Source organism: Tardiphaga sp. 172_B4_N1_3, assembly GCF_052076035.1.
Classification (GTDB): Bacteria; Pseudomonadota; Alphaproteobacteria; order Rhizobiales; family Xanthobacteraceae; genus Tardiphaga; species Tardiphaga robiniae.
The window spans coordinates 4343483-4363338 of the sequence record NZ_CP197238.1 but is presented as its reverse complement, the minus strand read 5'-3'; the positions used below and the strand labels follow the sequence as shown (position 1 = coordinate 4363338).

General features: G+C 60.5%; 21 protein-coding genes and 1 tRNA gene. 17 read left to right on the top strand and 5 right to left on the bottom strand.

Annotated features, from left to right (window positions below; translation table 11 throughout):
* The first annotated feature begins 69 nt into the window (after window positions 1-69).
* Both AB7783_RS20660 and AB7783_RS20655 read left to right on the top strand, forming a co-directional pair.
* Window positions 70-1086 carry a 2-dehydropantoate 2-reductase gene (locus tag AB7783_RS20660; RefSeq protein ID WP_441278672.1) on the top strand — a complete coding sequence of 339 codons (1017 nt, stop codon included), beginning with the start codon at window positions 70-72 and terminating at the stop codon, window positions 1084-1086.
* A gap of 474 nt (window positions 1087-1560) precedes the next feature.
* Window positions 1561-1818: a hypothetical protein gene (locus tag AB7783_RS20655; RefSeq protein WP_231078919.1), complete on the top strand. Its 258-nt coding sequence runs from the start codon at window positions 1561-1563 to the stop codon at window positions 1816-1818.
* A gap of 34 nt (window positions 1819-1852) precedes the next feature.
* Here the strand turns inward: AB7783_RS20655 and AB7783_RS20650 are convergent, their stop codons facing one another.
* Window positions 1853-2008, bottom strand: coding sequence for a hypothetical protein (locus tag AB7783_RS20650; protein WP_441278671.1), 156 nt, complete (start codon window positions 2006-2008; stop codon window positions 1853-1855).
* Between the two features lie 120 nt (window positions 2009-2128).
* On the opposite strand from AB7783_RS20650, the gene AB7783_RS20645 reads away from it, so the two are divergent.
* Entirely contained in the window at window positions 2129-2593 is a 465-nt protein-coding gene (locus tag AB7783_RS20645; protein ID WP_441278670.1) for a CAP domain-containing protein, read from the top strand.
* Window positions 2594-2614: 21 nt separating this feature from the next.
* Here the strand turns inward: AB7783_RS20645 and AB7783_RS20640 are convergent, their stop codons facing one another.
* Window positions 2615-3340, bottom strand: a complete 726-nt coding sequence (locus tag AB7783_RS20640; protein WP_441278669.1) for a hypothetical protein — start codon at window positions 3338-3340, stop codon at window positions 2615-2617.
* Window positions 3341-3676: 336 nt separating this feature from the next.
* Complete coding sequence (locus AB7783_RS20635; protein WP_441278668.1) at window positions 3677-4057, bottom strand: hypothetical protein; 381 nt, start codon at window positions 4055-4057, stop codon at window positions 3677-3679.
* 195 nt (window positions 4058-4252) lie between these two features.
* Between AB7783_RS20635 and AB7783_RS20630 the strand changes: the two genes are divergently transcribed.
* Window positions 4253-4329 (top strand) — tRNA-Arg (locus AB7783_RS20630).
* Between the two features lie 60 nt (window positions 4330-4389).
* Here the strand turns inward: AB7783_RS20630 and AB7783_RS20625 are convergent.
* Both AB7783_RS20625 and AB7783_RS20620 read right to left on the bottom strand, forming a co-directional pair.
* Window positions 4390-7119, bottom strand: coding sequence for a bifunctional diguanylate cyclase/phosphodiesterase (locus AB7783_RS20625; RefSeq protein ID WP_441278667.1), 2730 nt, complete (start codon window positions 7117-7119; stop codon window positions 4390-4392).
* Between the two features lie 105 nt (window positions 7120-7224).
* Window positions 7225-7974 (bottom strand): GntR family transcriptional regulator, encoded by a 750-nt coding sequence (locus AB7783_RS20620; RefSeq protein WP_092150091.1) that lies wholly within the window; start codon window positions 7972-7974, stop codon window positions 7225-7227.
* 227 nt (window positions 7975-8201) lie between these two features.
* Here AB7783_RS20620 and AB7783_RS20615 point away from each other — a divergent pair, with 227 nt between their 5' ends.
* The 13 genes from AB7783_RS20615 (at window position 8202) to AB7783_RS20555 (ending at window position 19849) form a co-directional block, all read left to right on the top strand.
* On the top strand, window positions 8202-9443 hold the full coding sequence (locus AB7783_RS20615) for an alpha/beta hydrolase family protein (protein ID WP_441278666.1): 1242 nt from the start codon (window positions 8202-8204) through the stop codon (window positions 9441-9443).
* Between the two features lie 2 nt (window positions 9444-9445).
* On the top strand, window positions 9446-10093 hold the full coding sequence (locus AB7783_RS20610; RefSeq protein ID WP_441278665.1) for a cysteine hydrolase family protein: 648 nt from the start codon (window positions 9446-9448) through the stop codon (window positions 10091-10093).
* A 37-nt stretch (window positions 10094-10130) separates the two neighbouring features.
* Window positions 10131-11015, top strand: coding sequence for a polysaccharide deacetylase family protein (locus AB7783_RS20605; protein WP_441278664.1), 885 nt, complete (start codon window positions 10131-10133; stop codon window positions 11013-11015).
* On the top strand, window positions 11012-11719 hold the full coding sequence (locus tag AB7783_RS20600; RefSeq protein WP_309942401.1) for a fumarylacetoacetate hydrolase family protein: 708 nt from the start codon (window positions 11012-11014) through the stop codon (window positions 11717-11719). The genes AB7783_RS20605 and AB7783_RS20600 overlap by 4 nt, the downstream gene beginning before the upstream one ends.
* Before the next feature lie 2 nt (window positions 11720-11721).
* Window positions 11722-12606 carry a polysaccharide deacetylase family protein gene (locus AB7783_RS20595; protein ID WP_441278663.1) on the top strand — a complete coding sequence of 295 codons (885 nt, stop codon included), beginning with the start codon at window positions 11722-11724 and terminating at the stop codon, window positions 12604-12606.
* A gap of 19 nt (window positions 12607-12625) precedes the next feature.
* Window positions 12626-13477 carry a branched-chain amino acid ABC transporter permease gene (locus tag AB7783_RS20590; RefSeq protein ID WP_441278662.1) on the top strand — a complete coding sequence of 284 codons (852 nt, stop codon included), beginning with the start codon at window positions 12626-12628 and terminating at the stop codon, window positions 13475-13477.
* On the top strand, window positions 13474-14436 hold the full coding sequence (locus AB7783_RS20585) for a branched-chain amino acid ABC transporter permease (protein WP_441278661.1): 963 nt from the start codon (window positions 13474-13476) through the stop codon (window positions 14434-14436). Before AB7783_RS20590 ends, AB7783_RS20585 begins: the two co-directional genes overlap by 4 nt.
* 45 nt (window positions 14437-14481) lie before the next feature.
* Window positions 14482-15741 carry an ABC transporter substrate-binding protein gene (locus AB7783_RS20580; protein ID WP_441278660.1) on the top strand — a complete coding sequence of 420 codons (1260 nt, stop codon included), beginning with the start codon at window positions 14482-14484 and terminating at the stop codon, window positions 15739-15741.
* Between the two features lie 62 nt (window positions 15742-15803).
* On the top strand, window positions 15804-16559 hold the full coding sequence (locus tag AB7783_RS20575; protein ID WP_441278659.1) for an ABC transporter ATP-binding protein: 756 nt from the start codon (window positions 15804-15806) through the stop codon (window positions 16557-16559).
* A complete protein-coding gene (locus AB7783_RS20570) occupies window positions 16552-17256 on the top strand; it encodes an ABC transporter ATP-binding protein (RefSeq protein ID WP_441278658.1) in 705 nt (234 codons plus the stop codon). The genes AB7783_RS20575 and AB7783_RS20570 overlap by 8 nt, the downstream gene beginning before the upstream one ends.
* Before the next feature lie 7 nt (window positions 17257-17263).
* Complete coding sequence (locus tag AB7783_RS20565) at window positions 17264-17458, top strand: hypothetical protein (protein ID WP_441278657.1); 195 nt, start codon at window positions 17264-17266, stop codon at window positions 17456-17458.
* Window positions 17458-18843 carry an amidase gene (locus AB7783_RS20560; RefSeq protein WP_441278656.1) on the top strand — a complete coding sequence of 462 codons (1386 nt, stop codon included), beginning with the start codon at window positions 17458-17460 and terminating at the stop codon, window positions 18841-18843. The genes AB7783_RS20565 and AB7783_RS20560 overlap by 1 nt, the downstream gene beginning before the upstream one ends.
* A gap of 16 nt (window positions 18844-18859) precedes the next feature.
* Window positions 18860-19849 carry an amidohydrolase family protein gene (locus tag AB7783_RS20555; RefSeq protein WP_441278655.1) on the top strand — a complete coding sequence of 330 codons (990 nt, stop codon included), beginning with the start codon at window positions 18860-18862 and terminating at the stop codon, window positions 19847-19849.
* Window positions 19850-19856 lie beyond the last annotated feature (7 nt).

The window sequence follows — 19856 nt, the reverse complement described above, 5'->3', positions numbered from 1 at the left end:
GTCGGTTCCGCCGATAGGCAGCGCTGCGGCATTTTGCTAGTAACTGATGCTGGATGAACGGGAGATGACGTGATCGAAACGCGGCCCATTTGTATCGCCGGTGCCGGCAGTATCGGCTGTTTCGTGGGTGGCATCCTGGCGGCAGCCGGCCGCGACGTCGCCATACTGGCGCGGCGGCGCATCGTGGACAGCATCGAGGGGCACGGTCTGAGGCTGACGAGCTTCGAGGGACTTGATCAACGTCTCGCCCCCGGCCAGCTGCGGCTGTCGGATGACCCCGCCATCATGAGCGAGGCGAAGATCATTCTGGTCGCGGTCAAGAGCGGCGATACGGCGGAGATGGCGGGGCTGATCGCGGATCATGCAGCGCAAGACGCGATCGTCGTCAGCCTGCAGAACGGCGTCGGCAATGTTGCGGTCCTCCGCGCAGCTCTGCCCGGGCGCCGCGTCCTCGGCGGAATGGTGCCATTTAATGTCATCGCAAAGGACGATGGTCATGTTCACCGCGCAACGTCCGGAAACATCGTCGTCGAACGCGATGGGGCCGATACCGCTTCGGCACTATCTGTGCCGCATCTTGCCGTCCTGGCGAGCGATGATATCGTCGGTGTCCAGTGGGGTAAGCTGCTGGTCAATTTGAACAACGCGCTCAATGCGCTGTCGGATATACCGCTGCGGTCGCAGCTTGCACAGCGCGCGTGGCGCTCGTTATTCGCCGATCAGATGGCTGAAGGTCTGGCCGTTCTGAAGGCGGCTGGTATCAAACCCACCTCGGCGACACCAATCCCCGCGTGGCTGACGCCGCGTTTGCTGCGGCTGCCTGACGGCCTGTTCAATATACTGCTCGGGCGGACGATGAAGATCGATGCAAATGCGCGCTCGTCCATGTGGGAGGATCTGCAGCGCAATCGACACACCGAGATTGACTATTTGCAGGGTGTCGTCGTTGAGCTGGCGGCGAAATATCAGATCACGGCTCCGCTATCGCTGCGCGTGATGACACTGATCAAGCACGCAGAGACGTCAGGCAGGGGATCGCCCGCACTCACGCCAGATCAGATTCGCAGTGAACGTGACATTGATTGAGCCGAAGGGACTGTTGGACCGGCTTCGGCGCTATCATTACGAGAATGTTACTATTCGTTTCGGCTACTATCGGCGGACTCAACTATCCGAATGCTCCAATTGCGTCTGCCGGTCAATGCGATGGTACCATTATCCGTTGCATTCGCATCAAGCCGATGATTATCCGTTAAATATCAATTGCGGATACGCGTCGGTGAATTCTCAGTAAATGAGATGTAAAGAGTCTTTTAGCCCGTTATTCGCAGACGAGTAGCAGTTCGCGTCGTGAAGAAGGCTCGCAGGAGTACGGCTGGTTCAATACTGAACATCATGATGTGACATCAGGGGCTATGTCATTCGCGACATCTTTAGTATAGAAGGCCGCGTGATTTGACGGTGGTTCGCGCTTCACGCGCTGGACCGGGCGTTTGATCCTTTCATATCATCGGCAAAGCGTGTGCCGGTCGAATTATTCAACTAACAATCGGAGCTACAATGGCCAAGAAAGCGAAAAAGAAACTCGTCCGTCGCGAGTACACAAAGGAAGACGTGAAGATCCTGAAGGCGCATTCGAAGGCCCAGACTCCGCTCGAGAAGATTTCCAAGGAGATGAAGCGCACCGGTGGTTCGCTGCGTCAGAAAGCCATCAAGCTTGGCATTCCGCTCGGTCATCGTCGCCGCAAGGCGAAGAAGGTTGCCACGAAGGCTACCAAGGTGACTAAGACTGCAAAGGCCAAGAAGGCCAAGAAGTAAGCTTTCGTACTGAACGAAGTCGGCCTGAAGTTCGTTAGCGCTTCAGGCCGTTTTCTTGGGTGGAGCGATCGATGCGAACCCTGTTTTTGAAGGTCTTGAAGCGGAAATCCTGCGCCGCTATCGCTGTGGTTGCGGCGATACTAAGCATTGGTGCCATCGCACCTGCATTTGCGGTTCCTCCGACGGTCATTCCCTCGCCGGGTTATGATGCCCGGCTTGCCGAGCAACGGCGTGCGGCTGAAGTGCAGACGCCTGCCCATGCCCTCAAGCCGTTGCCGCGACCTCCTGCGCAACGTCATCGGTATAGTCATTGAATCTGATCCGTGAAGCGATTGTCATGACGTACCGCCCCCTGAGGTTGTTTGTGCTCTGTGGTGCGTTGATCGCGGCAACCATTGTCGAGACCAGAGCGGCGGATTATGCGAGCCAGATCAGTGCCTTCCGCCGAGCGCACAAGCTCTCCTCTGTCACGCTGGACAGTAAACTGAATGCGGTCGCGCTTGCTCAGGCGCAGGCGATGTCATCCAGCGGCAAGGTCAGCCATGAGGTCGGCGGTGTTTTCTCCGCACGCGTGGGGAAGCTCCGCAAGTCCAAAGCAGCTGAAAATATCGCGGCGGGCTTCCTGACATTTCCCGAAACGTTGAGGCAGTGGGAAGAGAGCCCAGGTCATCGCGAGAACCTGCTCATGTCCGGCGCACGCAAGGTCGGCGTCGCTTACGTCGCCAATCCCAAGTCGCCCTACCGGATGTTCTGGGCGATGGTGATCACGGATTGATACTTGACGGGTTTCTATGGCTCAAGTGCGCTTGGTCTTGGCCGGCGCGGGCGTGCCGAACAGCGCGTCCTTGATGTCTTTCAGCCCGGATGACAATTTGGACCACCCGCAGGTAAGCGGCTCGATCGCGCAGTCCGGCTCCTTGGCGCGCACTTTGGGTCGAGGCCTGGGTAGCACGACAGGTTTCACGTCGCTTGGAGTTTCCGCAGTCTGCCGAAAGTCCGTTTCGAGCGCAGCCTGGGTTTGCGCCTCGCGCTGCTTTTCAGCGAAGGCCGCGACGATGACGCTGCGACGCTGATTGTCCAGATAGATTTTGTACTGCTCGTCGATCGCCTTCTGTTCGGCCGTGGTTGGGTTTGGGCCAGCGATATCGAAGCTGCGGTTCTGCATGAAGTCGTGATACGTATAGCCCCCACCGCGCTTGCGCCGTCCCGCGAACTTGCTTTCGCAATCCGACAGCGCCGTAGCCTTGGCGTCTTTCGAAGCCGTCGATTTTTCGATGCGCTCGGCGCAATCTTCATAGTCCGCAGGCGCGGCAGTCCACCATTGCGCACGAGCAGGCGAAGACATCAACGCGAGACCGGAGAGTGATGCGGTCGTCAGTAGCGCAAATATGAGTGACTTGTATGCGGACAAATGAGCCACGTGGGTTCCGATGTAGATAACAAACCCAATTCTCGCCATTTGTGGGCCATTTTTCAACCTCGGATGTGTTACTTCTCCCCGCTTTTGGAGCAAGTGCAGCATGACTGCATCAGTGCCGTCATGTGGTAGGCAGACCGGCGTTATTTCGCGATACAACGCTGATGTAGAAGTGTTTTCAGGGAGAGATCTGTTACTGCTCTCATATCACTGAAATTGATGACTTCAGAGTTTTGAGTCATTCTTGACAGTAGTTTTCGGATCGCGCTGCTACTCGACGCGCAATCACCTACACGGGACCACACGTAGTTTGCGAAGCGACGGGCTGACGTCCGATGGAGCGGTGTTGTCGTTTCGTTTCGTGCGCCTGGAACTCTATCGGATAACAGACACGAAAAAGGGCGGTCCTTGGACCGCCCTTTTTCTCAGATGTCAGTTGTATTACTGGCAGATGTGTCGTCGGCCGTCCTCGCCGCGGAACCAAGTTCCCGGCTGACACACGAAGCCCATGCGCTGTGCGTAGGAATCGCGCGGGACGCCATTGTAGCCATCATAGGAATTGTAGCTGTTCCGGAACGGCGCAGTTGCGATGGCCCCGGCGGTGCCCACAGCCGCACCCGCTACACCGACCGCGCCGCCAACCACGCCTGCTGCAACGTCACCCGGCCAGAAGCCCGAATCACGATAGCCGCTATCGACCGTACTGGCGCGATATTCCTGCGTGGCCTGCGCCCGGCGATTCATCGGGTCCTTTGCCATCACTGGCGTAGCGATCAAGCCAGAGACCACGGCAGTAGCAGCAAGAAGTTTCATCTTTGTCATGCGGGATTCTCCATCGTTATTATGACAACCAGCCAACGATGGGCGGTCCGAGACGTTCCGCGATAGATGTCCCGGTCTTTTAAGGGCATGTGACGCCGGTTCCGGCCCCGTCCTATTTGAACTGCCAACGGGTAGCGATGATCGAACGGCTCTGGTATGGAACTGTCCATGCCCGGTGTTCCTGACCGGGATCGCGGTCCCGTAGCTCAGCCGGATAGAGCGACGGTTTCCTAAACCGTAGGTCGCATGTTCGAGTCATGCCGGGATCGCCAGCTTTCCTTCTGTTTAATCCAAAACAGGCCATTTTCGCGACGATTTCGGGCCTGCTAATGTCAGGCGACGGCGATCTCGCGCTTCTGGAGCATGGCGCGAATCTCTCGTGACGGCTTGGCGGCACTGAAAAGAAAACCCTGCATCTGGGTACAACCGAGCATACGCAGTGCGTCGAGTTGATCAGCTGTCTCAACGCCCTCCGCCGTGGTGATCATGTTGCGGGCGGCCGCGATGGTTACAACCGCCTGTACGATCGATGACGATCCGCCGGGCGCTACGATGTCCCGGATGAAACTGCGGTCGATCTTGACCTTGTCGAACGGGAATCGCTGCAGATAGCTGAGCGATGAATAGCCGGTCCCGAAATCGTCCAGCGCAATCCCGACACCGATGCCGCGGAGCTGATGGAGGATCGCGAGCGCCATCTCATCATCGCGGATCAGCACTGTTTCCGTGACCTCAAGTTCGAGTCGGTGAGCTGGCAAGTTGGCTGCCACCAGGGCTCGAGTGACATTCAAGGCCAGGGTCTGCGTCGTGAATTGAATCGGCGATACATTGACAGCGAGCTTGATCGGCGCCGGCCAGGAGGCGGCCTCAGCGCATGCCGTTCGCAATACCCAATTGCCGAGTTCGGTAATCAGGCCGGTTTCTTCGGCGATCGGAATGAACTCTGCCGGTGAAACCATGCCGCGAACCGGATGCCGCCAGCGGAGCAACGCTTCGCAACCAGTAATCTCGTTGCTGGCGATATCGACGACGGGTTGATAGTGAACCTCAAGTCCGTCTTCCGCGAGCGCCTTCCGCAGATCCTGCTCCAGCGCGCGCCGCGCCCTTGCGCCTTCATCCATGGCAGGCTCGAAGAAGCGAAAGGTGCGCCGTCCAGCGGCCTTGGCGCTATACATTGCGAGGTCGGCATGTCTGAGCAATTCGTCGAGATCGGAGCCGTCATCGGGGGCTACAGCGATTCCGATGCTGGCATCGGTCGTGATCTGGTGACCAAGGCATTCATAGGGCTGCCGGATGGCGTCATAGAGCGGCACCACCAGATGGGTGACATCGCTGCGGCGGGCAATTCCCGTATGCACGATGGCGAATTCGTCGCCGCCAAGTCGCGCGACAAAGCCCGCATTACCGACACAGCTGCGCAGCCGCGTGGCCACGATTTTCAGCAGCTCGTCGCCGATCGCATGACCGAGCGTGTCATTGACGCTCTTAAATTCATCGATATCGATATAGAGAATCGCAAATCGCGCGCCGTCATGCAGCGTTGCGATTTCCGCTTCGAGGCGCTCACGGAACATCACCCGATTGGGGAGATCTGTCAGAGCATCGTAATGCGCAAGATGGGCGATGCGCTCTTCCGAACGTTTGCGATCGGTGATGTCCTCGAGCGTCGAGGCCCAGCCGCCGTCCCCCGATCTCTGAACGAGGATCTGGATCGAACGACCATCCGGCGTGGTCAATAGCGTATCGTGGACAGGGCCTTCAGCAACGCTTCGCAAGAACGACGTGCAGTATTCGTCGACATCGCCGATGAAGGTTCCGTTGTCCTTGCGATGCTGGATGAGGTCGCGGAAATAGCAGCCTGGCTTCACGATCTTGTCGGATAGTCCGAACATGTCGATGAAGCGCTGATTGCAGACGACCAGCCGGCCATAGGCATCGAACAACAGCAGGCCCTGCGTCATATTGTTGATTGCAGTATCGAGATGTGTCGATTTTTGCGCCAGCATCCGTTCGGCCGAGCGGTGCTGGCGGTTCAGCTGCCGGACGATCAGGAACAGCGTCGCCAGGATCACCAATGCGGCAAGTGTCGCACCGATGATTTGATATTTGGTCTGCTCGCGCCAGTCATGCAGGGCCGCGGGCATGCTGGTGGTCGCGACGATCATCACGGGAGCCGCCGCGAGGCGCCTTGCGGAGCCCAATTCGTCTTCCCCGTCGATGGGGCTGATATAGTGCCCCGTCGAGGTTCCGCCCGTCGACCAGAGGTCCTTGAAGACTGAGCTGTTGCTGAGGTTCTGGCCGATAACGGTCTCGTTCTGCGGATAGCGAGCAAGCACGGTGCCGTTGCGGTGGATCATCAAGATCTTGGCGTCTTTTTCGAGCGCGAGGGATGCGAAGAAGCTCTCGAAGTGAACCGGCTCGACGCCGCGGCTGATGATGCCCATGAATTCGCCATGGCGTCCGATCAGCTTGCGCGAAAACACGGCGGTCCATGCACCAGTCACCCTGCTGATGACAGGTTCGGCCAGTACGACCGTGGGCCCGTTGTCGGCCTGCAGCGTCTGGAAATGCTGACGGTCGGCAATGTCGATGGCCGGCACCGGCCAGGTTTCCGACGAATTGAGCAGCTTGCCTTCGGAATCGAACAGGTTGATGCCGCCGACATAGGGCAGGCTGCTGAGCTTGGTGCGTAGCATGCGGTGGACGTCGATCCCCGACATCAGATGCTGATAGGCGGCGCTGTTCTGGATGTTGGCCGACTTCATATAGGTGATGACGTCGTTCTGGATGCCCTGCAGGTCTCCGAACTGCTGGTCGAAGTGTCGTGCGACCAGCAGAACCGTGTTGTCCAGTTCGCGCTTCTTGCTCTCGATGGCGCGGTCTCTGAAATGGACGGTGATGTAGGCCGTGCCGATGGCGATGGCGGTAATCAGCAGGCAGCCGCACAGGATGAGGCCTTGGATCGGCCCGCCTTGAAATCGGAAACGGCGCAGCGCGGCGAAGCCAGCAAGGCCGCCAGCGCCATCAGACCGTTCCCCCGACTTTGCGTCGTTTTGCCCCATGCGTAGTTTTGTACCGGGGGACCGCCAACACGCCGTTACGAACTTCGGTGAACGATAGGTTAAGACGCTGCGCCATCGCGACGATGTCGATACGCCGCCGGTGGCCTATCCCGCCGCCGAACCATTGACGATATCGGCCTGCTCGCCGCGCTCGATCAGCGATTTGACCAGCGAGGATTTCACGCCGGAGACGTGTTCGCGCATCAGTACCTCCGCGCGCCAGGGCTCGCGGGCCATAATGGCGTCGTAGATCCGGTGGTGATCATCATGACGCCGGCGCACGTCGCGATGCTCGAAGGCGACGATGTTGCGGCTCGATGACATCGGCACGTGGTGGCAGATCCGGATCATCTCCGCCAGCATGCGGTTACGGGCGGCGCCCAGCAGGGTGTCGTGGAAGTCGCCATTGATGCCGCGATAGATGGTGAGATCGCCTTCCGCAAACTCACCGCGCGCCAGTAGTTTGTCGCCGGCGACAAGGCTTTCCTCGATGATGGCGCGCTCCTCGGCGCTCAGTCCACGTTCGGCGGCGAAGCGTGCGGCCACGCCTTCCAGCGATGCGCGAATTTCATAAGCATCGACGATGGCCGAGAGCGGGAATTCACGGACGGTGAAGCCGCGATTGGGGGCGTAGTCGAGCAGCCCTTCGCCGGCCAGTGCCTGCAAGGCGGCCCGGACGGGGGTCCGCGAGACCTCCAGCGTCTTGCTGAAGCGGACCTCGTTGATCCGCTCGCCCGCACTCACCGTGCCATCCAGAATGGCGTCACGGATCTGATCCGTCACCGACAGCGACCGGTTAGCGGCGCGGCCGGGGCCGCCAGCTTCAGGCGGCGGCAAGGGGGAAGAGTCGGGCATCGGTGGTGCTCCGCAGCAAAGTGAATACAATTCAATCCGAGTGTGATCCGTCTTTGCTACTCAGCATACAGGAAAGCGCAATTTTACTGCATAAATATCGCGCATAAAGGGGAGGCAATTCGCGGAAATGATGAGCATCTGAAAAAGTGTATGTAATTCCGATTGACTCGAGACCCGAACCCGCAATGATGCGGTCACGTTCACAAGAAGCAGGCGGTACGCGTCTCATGGCGGCAGGGAAGTCGATCGGCGAAAACGCCATCGAGGAGATCACGGCGGATCGCGCCCCGCACTATGAGCCGTTTGGCTGGCATCACTGGCCGGAGCATCCCTGGCTTGCCTATCAATTCCGCCGCGGTCTCGGTGAGACCCAGGAGGGCGGCGGCAGCGTGTCCGAGGTGATGCTGGCCGGTTCGCGGATGATCCCGGGCGACCTCGAAAGCTGGCATAAAGAGTGGATGGTGATCGCGGATGCCAACTGGCAGCGCGGCCTTTCCGAAGAAAAGCTCGGCCACATCCGCACGGCGATGAACTGCTTCCTGCGGGCCGCCGACTACTACCGCCAGGCAGAATTCCATCTCGAGCCGACCGACCCGCGGCGGCTGCCGACCTTCGAGAAGATGGAGGCCTGCTCGCATAAGTTCATTTCCTATCTCAATCCGCCCGGCGAAGTGGTTGAGATCCCCTATGAGACGGGCAAGCCGATCTGCGGCTACTTCATCCGTGCGCCATTTCCGGGAGACAAGCTGCCGGTGCTGATCTGCATGGGCGGTCTCGACTCCATCAAGGACGAGATGTGGTTCATGCAGGCCCATGGTTGCCTGCAGCGCGGCATCTCGGTGCTGATGGTCGATCTACCCGGGCAGGGCGGTACCTTGCGCCGCCACGGACTTGCAACCCGCGCCGATACGGAAGTGCCGGTCGGCAAATGTATCGACTGGCTCGAAAAGCGCGCCGATGTCGATAGCTCGCGCATCGCGGTCTGCGGCTCCAGCATGGGCGGTTACTACGCCGCGCGCGCCGGCTGTTACGAGCATCGCCTCGCGGCGGTGATCTCGCACGGGGCTGTCTGGTCGGTGCATGACATGTGGGGCCAGAAGGGCGACGACTTCGGTCTGGCGATGCATATCCGCTGGGTATTTGGCGCCAAGACCATGGAGGAAGCTCATGAGCTGATGAAGCCCTTTACGCTGAAGGGTCATCTCGAGCACATGAAGTGTCCGTATCTCGTGCTGCATGGCGGCCACGACGTGCTCACGGTGACCGCGGCGCGCTCGACCTATGACCACGCCATTGCCAATGGTGTCGATGCGACGTTGCGCGTGCTTGAGCCGGATGAGACTGGCGCTGAACATTGCCAGCACGACAATCCGACGATTGGTCAGGAAGTGCTGGCCGACTGGCTCGCCGACAAATTCAAGATCGATCAGCGCGCGTTGCTGAAGACCTCATTCAACCCGCTGGGGTGATCATGAATCTCGGTGTCAATCAAATCAAGGCTGCCGTCGTTGCGATCGACCTGCATCGCGGTCATCTGGACATGTCGGTGGCGACCATGCCGACCACGCCGGATGTCGCGAAGACGGTGATCGCTGCCAATAAGCGGCTGTTCGACTGGTGCCGTAGTGTCGGCATTCCCGTGATCCACCAGGTCACGTCCTATCGCGACGAGGCCGAGATCCGCGCCAACCCGTTCTGGCGGACCCGCGCCGAGGATCCAAAAGCAACGCGCAAGAATGTGATGAGGCACAATATCATGGGCGGCCCCGGTTGCACCGTGATGCCGGAGCTGCTCGACCCCAGCGACTTCATCGTCAACACCAAGAAGCGCTACGATTGCTTCTTGGGCACCGATCTCGATTTCGTGTTGCGTTCGCACGGCGTCAATACACTGCTCATCACCGGCGTGAACACTAACTCCTGCGTATTGGCGACGACGACGGCTGCCAATGTGCGCGACTACTCGGTAATCGTCGTCGAGGACTGTGTCGACAGCATGGACGGGCCAGAGTTGCATGCCGCCGGCCTTGCCTGCATCCGCACCGCCTTCGGTTTCGTGATGGATACCGATGCCGTGATGCAGCTCGATGGCCTCAAGGGTGCAGGACGCGCCGCATGATCCCATACAATTTCCCACTTTCGAAGGGCATCCAGCCATGACCGGTCCCATGCAGCCGCGCGAGCGTTGCGACTACTCCGCCATCGTCGATCGTCCCAAGCTGAAATTGCCGGGCAACGCCCGCATGATCGTCTGGACCATCGTCAATCTCGAGGTCTGGGATATTGCCAAGCCGATGGCGCGCCAGGTGCTGCCGGCGCCGACCGGCGTTCCGCTGCTGCCCGATGTCGCCAATTGGGGTTGGCACGAATACGGGATGCGTGTCGGTGTCTGGCGTTTCTTCGATCTTTACAAGAAGCTCGGCATAAAGCCCACGCTGTCGATCAATGCGCGCGTCTGCGAGGATTATCCACGCGTGGCTCAGCAGGCGAAGGACGCCGGCTGGGAGTTCATGGGCCATGCCTATGAGCAGGGGCCTATCCACAAGGAAGCCGACCAGAAAGCGATGATCAACCGCTCGATGGATGTGATCGAGAACTTCACCGGCAAGCGCCCGGTGGGTTGGCTGGGGCCCGGTCTTACGCAGACGCTGGAGACTCCGGAATTCCTCGCTGAAGCCGGCGTGAAATATATCGGTGACTGGGTCTATGACGACGAACCGACGGTGATTCGTACCGAGAAGGGGCCGCTTACAACGCTGCCTTACACGGTGGAGATGAACGACATCCCGATGATGATGGTGCAACATCACGAGAGCACGCAGCTCCTGAACCGCGCCAAGGATCAGTTTGATCGCCTCTATGCTGAAAGCGCCGAGCGGCCGAAGATCATGTCGATCGCGATCCATCCGTATATTTCGGGTCAGCCGTTCCGCATCAAATATCTCGAAGCGATCTATGACTACGTGAACCAGTTCGAAGGCGTGGTGCATTGGAATGGCGCCCAGATCCTCGATTGGCACAATACCCAGGTGGCGAAGTGAGTGTGACGTCCCAGCAGATGCTGCCAGCAATTCCCGTCACCGGCGTGCCGGTCGTGGGTGGCGGTTTTTTCCCTGTACGCCGCGTCTATTGCGTGGGGCGCAACTATCTCGACCACATCCGCGAGATGAAGGAAGCCGACGAGCGCGATCCGCCGTTCTTCTTCCAGAAGCCGCGCGACAGCGTGGTGCCGGACGGCGCGCGCGTGCCTTATCCGGCTTTCACCGAGGACTTCCAGTTCGAGGTTGAGCTGGTGCTGGCGATCGGACGCGGCGGCCGCGATATCGCGGTGGAGGATGCGCTCGATCACATCTGGGGTTATGCCGTTGGCATCGACCTCACCCGTCGCGACCGCCAGCGCGATGCCCGCGATATGCGACTGCCTTGGGAAATGGGCAAAAGCTTCGACGCGTCCGCGCCTTGTGGCGAAATTGCGCCGGCACGCGATGCCCGGCATTTCAACAATTGCGCGATCACGCTGTCGGTGAACGGCGTCGAGAAGCAGCGCGGCGATATCGGCCAGATGATCTGGAGCGTGCCGGAGATCGTGGCGCAGCTGTCGAAGCAGATGAAGCTCGAGCCGGGCGATCTCATCTATACGGGCACGCCTGCCGGCGTGGGTCCCGTCGTTCCGGGCGACGTTATCGACGCGCGGATCGAAGGCCTGCCGTCGCTCGGCATTACCATCGTTGAGCCGGAGACCTGATCATGTTGCCGACCGAACGCATTTCCTACTCGCCGATTGACGCTCGTCCACCACTGAAGCTGCCGAATGGCAAGCGCATGGCAGTGTGGATCATCGTCAATGTCGAGGAATGGGACGCCAAGCAGCCGATGCCGCGCACGGTGCTGACACCGCCAGCCGGCGGCTCGCCGTCGCCGGACGTTCCGAACTGGGCCTGGCACGAATACGGCAATCGTGTCGGCTTCTGGCGCATGCTGAAAGTGTTCGACGACTACAAGCTCCCCGCCGCGCTGGCGATCAATGGTTCGGCGATCGCTGCTTACCCGCCCATCGTCGAGGCAGCCAAGGCGCGCAACTGGGAATTCATGGGTCATGGTTTCACCCAGCGCAATATGCAGAAGGTTGAGAACGAACGCGAGGATATCCGCAAGACTGCCGACGTGATCGAGAAGGCCACCGACAAGCGGCCGCGCGGCTGGCTCGGGCCCGGTCTGACCGAGACCTGGGAAACGCCGGATCTGCTGAAACAGGAAGGCTATGACTACGTCGCCGACTGGGTGCTCGACGATCAGCCGGTGTGGCTCAAGACCACGACGACGCCGATCGTCAACGTGCCCTATACGCAGGAATGCAATGACGTGGCGATGATGCTGATCCAGCATCACAAGGCGTCGGAATATTACGACCGGGCCATCGACCAGTTCGAGCAGATTTACGAGGATTCCGAGAATTCGGCTCGTGTCATGGCATTGGTTGTGCATCCCTACATCATGGGCGCGCCGCATCGCCTGAAGCATTTCCGCCGAATCTTCGAGACCATCCAGAAGAAATCCGACGTGGCTTTCATGACCGGCGAACAGATTCTCGATTGGTATCTTTCGGTCGGACCGAAAGCGCCAGAAGCATAGATCAGGCAAGCAGCAGGGCATGAGTCTCTTTCAACTCCTCAACGGCCTGACTTTCGCCGCGTTGCTGTTCGTCGTGGCAAGCGGCTTCACGCTGATCTTCGGCTTGCTGCGCATCGTCAATCTCGCGCATGGCGCGCTGTATCTGTTCGGCGGCTATATCGGCTATAGCGTTGCGGTGAAGACCGGCAGCTTCGTGCTCGGCGGTATCGGCGCGATGGCGGCGATCGCGGCCATCGGCTTCGTGCTCGATCAGGGACTGCTGCGCTTCGTGCGCGGCAACGAGCTGCGGCAGGTGCTGCTGACCCTCGGCGTCGCCTTTTTCCTCAACGATCTCGCGCTGGTGATCTGGGGCGGCGACAGCTTCACCGTGCCGATCCCGGAGATGTTGCGCGGCGGCACGCGGGTGTTCGGCACCTTCTATCCGATCTACCGCTTGTTCGTGCTGGTCACCGGCATCCTGGTCTTTATCGGCCTGTGGGTGCTGCTCAATCATACAAGGCTCGGCGCGCTGATCCGTGCCGGCGTCGACGATGCCGAGATGGTCGAAGCCTCCGGCGTCAATATTCGCCGCGTCTTCCTCTTCACCTTCCTGTTCGGTTCGGCGCTCGCCGGCCTTGGCGGCCAGATGGGAGGCGCGTTCCTGTCGCTCTATCCCTCGGCGGACGCGGAAATCCTCACCTTCAGTCTCGCCGTCGTCATCATCGGTGGGCGTGGCAGCCTCGTCGGCGTCGGTGTCGGTAGCCTGCTGGTCGGGCTTCTGAATACGCTCGGCCAGGTGATGTTCCCCGAACTCGCTTATTTCGTGATCTTCGGCCCGATGGCGGTGTTGCTCGCATTCCGTCCGCTCGGCCTGTTCGGACGTGCCACATGACGCAGCCCGTATCCAAAACGTCAGTTCTCGCCGGCATGACTAGCCGTGCGCTCGTCATCGCCGCGCTGGTGGTGATCGTCGCTGCCTGCCTGCCGATGGTGCTGTCGAGCTATCAGGTCGGCCTCGCCACCGAAGTGTTGATCTTCGGAGTCCTTGCCATGTCGATCGACATTCTCGCCGGTTTTGCCGGCCGGACTTCCCTCGGGCATGGTGCCATCTTCGGTGTCTCGACCTATGTCGTCGTTTATGCGACCGGCCAGGCCGGTCTGTCGCCATGGGCGGGCTTCGCGCTTGGTGTGCTGGCGGCCACCGCGGTGGCCTCGGTATTTGCGCTGCTCGCGGTCCGCACCTCCGGCGTCTACTTCCTGCTGCTGACGCTGGCGCTCGGCATGATCGTGTGGGGCGTCTGCTTGCGCTGGACGCAGGTCACCGGGGGCGAAAACGGCATGCGCGCCGATGTGCGGCCGGCAGCCCTGATGAGCCACAGCGCGTTCTATTGGGCGGTGCTGGCCGGCGCAGTTGTCGTGTCCTTTGCCATGTGGCGGTTCGTGCGTTCGCCGTTCGGCCTGACGCTGCGCGGCATCCGAGACAGCGAAAGCCGCATGCGTAGTCTCGGCTACAATGTGCCGCTGCATCTGTTCATCGGTTTCACGGTGTCAGGCATCTTCGCCGGCATCGCCGGTGGGCTCTATGCGATGTTCAACAATTTTGTCAGCCCCTCGACGGTCGCGCTCGCGCAATCGGTGGAGGGCGTGTTGATGATGATCGCGGGCGGTGTCGGCACGTTGTTTGGGGCTTTCGTCGGCGCAGCGGCGATCATCGTGCTGGAGAACATCGTCAGTTCCTACACCGAACGCTGGCTGATGGTTCTCGGCATCACATTCGTTCTCATCATGATCTTCGCCCCCGAGGGCATTATAGGCAAGCTGCGCGCGATCACTTCGCGCAAGGTGCGATAAGTCGGTTTTACGTTTCAATCGGGTTGCTCACGAAAGGACTTCGAGATGGATCGCAGGCAATTTCTCAAGAACACGACGGCGGCTGTCGCTGCCGCGGGCGTCGGCGTCGCTCCGTGGCGCTCGGCTCAGGCTCAGGCCGGCCCGATCAAGATCGGTCTGCTCGCGCCGCTGACCGGTGTTGTCGCGTCGGGCGGCAAGGAAATGGTCGAGGGCGTGCAGTTCTATCTCGATCAGGTGAAGAACGAGATGGGCGGCCGTAAGGTCGAGCTGGTGATTGAGGACGATGCGTCGAATCCCGACACCGCTCTGCAGAAAGCGCGCCGCCTGGTCGAGCAGGGCAATTGCCACATGCTGATCGGCAATCTGCTCGCCAATACCGGCCTTGCTGTCGCCAACTACGTCAAGGGCACCGGTACGCCCTACTTCATTCCGATTATCGCGGCTGACGATCTCACCCAGCGCGCCCGCATCAAGAATGTAATCCGCGTCGCCGGCTATTCTGCCAGCGCCTTCACCCATCCGTTCGGTGATTGGGCCCTGAAGCAGGGCTACAAGAAGATCGCCACCATCAGCCAGGATTACACCTTCGGCCACGAACAGTGCGGCGGTCTCGCCCAGGTGTTCACCGAAGGGGGCGGGCAGATCGTGCAGCAGTTCTGGCATCCGCTGAACACTGCCGACTTCAGCCCCTATCTCGGCCAGCTTGCCGATCTCAAGGTCGACGCGATCTTCGCGATGGAGACCGGCGCGGATTCGACTCGTCTGATCCAGCAATATGCGTCGTTCGGTCTGAAGGAAAAGACGCCGCTGTTGATGGCGATGAACGGCACCGACCAGTCGGTGATCCGCACCATGGGCCCCGAATGCGAAGGCATCATCGCGGCGGCGCATTTCGCCGAAGGTTCGGACGTTCCGACCACTGCGAAGTTCGAGAAGGATTATGAGGCGAAGTACGGCAAGATCCCGTCGCTCTACGGCTTCTCGATGTATTCCGGCATGATGTGGATCGATGCCGCGCTGAAGAAGATGGGTGGCAAGGTCGAAGACCGCGAAACCTTTATCGATACGGTACTGAAGACCGAGCTCGACAATTCGCCGCTCGGTAAGACCGTGAAGTTCGACGAATACGGCAACCCGATCTACGACGTCTATATCCGAAAGGTCGTGAAGCGCGCCGACGGCAAATACTGGAACGTGCCGATCGAGACCTATCCCAATGTCTCGCAGTTCTGGAAATACGATCCGGCGACCTACCTGAAGCAGCCGCCCTATTCGCGGACCTTCCAGGGCATCAAGAAGACCTGATTCAATATTGCTGACATCGAGGCGCGGCCGTGTCGCCGCGTCTCGTTCACTGGGAATTATTCGTGTCCGAACCGATCCTGACGCTGACAGATGTGGTGGTGGCCTTCGATGCCTTGCGGGCGGTCGATGGCGTCAGCCTGATTGTGCCACGGGGCCAGCGTCGCGCCATCATCGGCCCCAATGGCGCCGGCAAGACCACGTTGTTCAATGCCATCGCCGGCGCGCATCCGCCGACCTCCGGCAAGATCAAATTCAACGGGCATGATGTGTCCAGACTGCCGCCACACCGGCGTGCACAGCTCGGCATCTCGCGCACCTTCCAGATCACCAATCTGTTCCCCACGCTGAGCGTGCAAGACAACATGATGCTGGCGCTGCGCGGATTGAAGCCGAAGAAGTTTTCGCTGTTCGGCTCGCCCGATCCGGACGATAGCGAGGCTACGCGCATCGCGGCCGCGCTGAATGCCGCACGCATCGCCGAGCGCGCCGATATCATCGTCAAGGAAATGTCCTATGGCGAGCAGCGGCAGCTGGAGATCGCGATTGCGCTGGTGACGACGCCGACCATGTTGCTGCTGGATGAGCCTGCGGCTGGCCTGTCGCCGTCGGAGCGCTCGATGATTGCCGAGGTGATCCGCTCGCTCGACCCCGCGATTACCGTGATCCTGATCGAACATGACATGGATCTGGCGCTCGGTCTGGTCGACTACGTCACCTGTATGTTCGAAGGCCGCGTGCTGGTGGAGGAGCCGCCGGAAGGCATCCGACGCAACAAGCAGGTTCAGGAAGTCTATCTCGGGAAGCCGCGTCATGTTTGAGGTCAAGGATCTGCACAGCGGTTACGGCGACGCCGTCGTGGTGCGCGGCGCCTCGCTTGAGGTGCGTCCCGGCGAGATCGTGGCGCTGCTCGGCCGCAATGGTATGGGCAAGACCACTTTCATTCGTTCCATTATGGGTCTGACGCCGCCACAGGTGCGCTCGGGCACGATCACCTGGCGCGACGAGAGCCTTGTTGGTTTGCGTCCTCATGATATCGCCAATCGCAAGATCGCCATTGTGCCGCAGGGTCGCCGGCTGTTTCCATCGCTGACGGTGACCGAACATCTGACCATGCTGAAGAGCGTCCGCGCCAAGGACGGCTGGACACTCGATCGCGTATTCGGCATTTTTCCGCGGCTTGCTGAGCGCCGCTATCACCGCGGCGGCCAGTTGTCTGGCGGTGAGCGCGGCATGCTGGCTGTGGGTCGTGCTTTGATGATCGATCCCGAATTGATCCTGATGGACGAGCCGTCCGAAGGTCTCGCGCCGGTAATGGTGCAGCACCTCGAAAGCATCATTCTCGATCTTAAAAAGGAAGGGCTGTCGATCCTGCTGGTCGAGCAGAATCTCTACAGCGCGCTGGCCGTCGCCGATCGCGTCTACATTATGGAAACCGGGCAGATCGTGCATCACGGCACGTCGCAGGAAATGAACCAGCAGACTGATGTGCTGTTCCAGCGCCTCGGCGTGCATTGAGGTGATCATGAGCGAAGACCTGTTGCGCCAAGTAGCCGCCGAATTGAACAAGGCGCCCGGCGCCGCTGAACGCGCACCGCGCATGACGGGGCTGGTCGTGGACAACAACACGCGCGTCGCGACTGCGGCTGTACAAGACATGGCGTTCGATTCGACGCCCTACGCCTATCAGGCGTGGCTCGCTGGCATGGACAAGCGCTGATGCAGAGCGCAATCGCAGCCCTTGATCTCTGCGCTCTCGCGGATGCTGTTGCTAAAGGCGAAGTCACGTCCGTGAAGGCGACAACGGTGGCGCTGGAACGGCTCGATCTGATCGGCCGCAAATTGAATGCGGTGGTGCGGCTTGACGACGAACGGGCGCTGGATGCGGCCGAAGCCGCCGACAAGTTGCGCGCATCGGGGGGGGCATTGCCGGTACTGCATGGCGTGCCCCTTGCACATAAAGACCTCTTCTACCGTGTCGGTGATCTGTCCGGTGGCGGCTCGAAAATCCGGGCTGACTTTCGCGCTGACGTGACAGCCACGGTGATTGCCCGGCTCGACGCCGCCGGCGCGCTCGATCTCGGCCGGCTGCAGCTGGCCGAATTCGCGATGAGTCCGACGGGTTATAACGAATCGCTGGGGCATGCGCGCAACCCGTGGAATCCGGCGCATGTGCCGGGCGGCTCGTCCTCCGGTTCCGGCGTCGCCGTCGCCGCGCGCCTCGTGACCGGCTCGCTCGGGACGGATACTGGCGGTTCACTACGCCATCCCGGCGCGATGTGCGGCCTGATCGGGTTGAAGCCGACCTGGGGACTGGTTCCGACTGATGGTGTGATGCCGCTATCTGCCTCACTGGATTGCACGGGACCTCTGGCCCGCACCGCACGGGATGCCGCGCGACTGCTGTCGGTGATCGCGGATCGCGACTATGAAACGACGCTCGATACGGGTGTGACCGGGATGCGCATCGCAATTCCCGGTGGATACTACCGCGAGCTCGTGCATTCGGATGTGGCGACTGCGCTGGACGAAGCTGTGAAGGTGTTGCGGTTGCTCGGCGCCACCGTCGTCGAGACCTCACCGCCGGATATGGCCTTGATCAACGCGCTGATGCAGATCGTCATGAGCGTCGAGGCCGCGACGATCCATCGCCGCTGGCTAATCGACCGCCCGCAGGATTATGCCGATCAGGTGCGCTCGCGCATCGAGCCTGGCCTGCTCTATCCGGCGACCCGTTATGTGGAAGCGCTGTCGCTGCGTACGCAGATCACCCAGCAATGGATCGCGTCCTGCATCGGATCCGCCGATCTCGCGCTTCTGCCGGCGATCTCGATTCCGGTACCGACCATCGCGGCGACTACCGAAGGCAACCCCGCCGACGTCGCTGCTGTGATCGGCCAGCTCACACATTGCACCCGCGGCATCAATTATCTCGGCCTACCCGGAGCGTCAGTGCCGTGCGGCTTCGATGCGGCAGGTCTGCCGATCGCGTTCCAGCTGGTCGGCCGCCCCTATGCCGAGGCCGATATCCTGCGCGCGGCTCATGCTTATCAAGGTGTGACCGACTGGCATCATCGCGTCCCCGACGCTGCCGAACTGAACTAGGAAAAAGAGATTCCGAATGCCCATCATCGATATGCACACCCATGCCCTCAGCAAGCGCGTCGAGCCGCTGGTGGCCGGGCACTACGATCCGATGGACAATCCCTATCGCCGCGACATGTCGCCTGCGAGTCGCGAGACCGATGCGGAGCAGGGCAAGCTGCTGCCGGGCCTGATGCTCGACATCGCCAAGCGCCGCGAGATGATGGCGAAGATGGGCGTCGACTTTCAGGTGATCGCGCCGGCACCGGCGCAACAGAACTACTGGGCCGACGAAGATTTGCAATGTGCGCTGTCGCGCGTGCAGAACGAAGACATTGCCGCGCTCGTGGCGCAGGATCCTGCACATTTCGCGGGGATGGGTACGCTGCCGATGCGGTTTCCCGGGCGTGCGGTGGAGGAGGCGGTTCATGCAGTCGAGCAGCTCGGCCTGCGCGGATTCCAGATCGATACCCGCGTCGAAAACCTCGAACTGTCCCATGCCGCCTTCGATCCACTCTATGCGCGGCTTACCAATCTGCGCGTACCGCTGTTCGTGCATCCCCTGGGCTTCTCCCATGGCCAGCGGCTCGGCGATTTCTTCATGGTCAACAGCGTCGGCCAGCCCATCGAAGAGACGATTGCGATCGCCCACTTCATCATGGGTGGCATTTTAGACCGGCATCCGGATCTCGACGTGGTTATCGCTCATGGCGGTGGTTTCTACCCATTCTACGCAGCCCGACTGGATCACGCCTGGAAGGTGCGTCCGGAAGTACGCCGGCTCACGGCAGATGCGCCGTCGACCTATCTCAAGCGGCTCTGGTTTGACACCTGCGTGTTCTCTGCGGAGCTGATCGACAACCTGGTCAAGACGGTGGGCCTCGATCGCGTCATGATGGGCTCGGACTACCCGTTCGACATGGGGGACCCCGATCCGGTAGGGCTGGTCAACAAGGCCAAGCTATCGGACACTGATCGTCAGAAAGTCCTGTTCGGTAATGCGAGCCGGCTGTTCAAGATCGGATAAGCTCCTG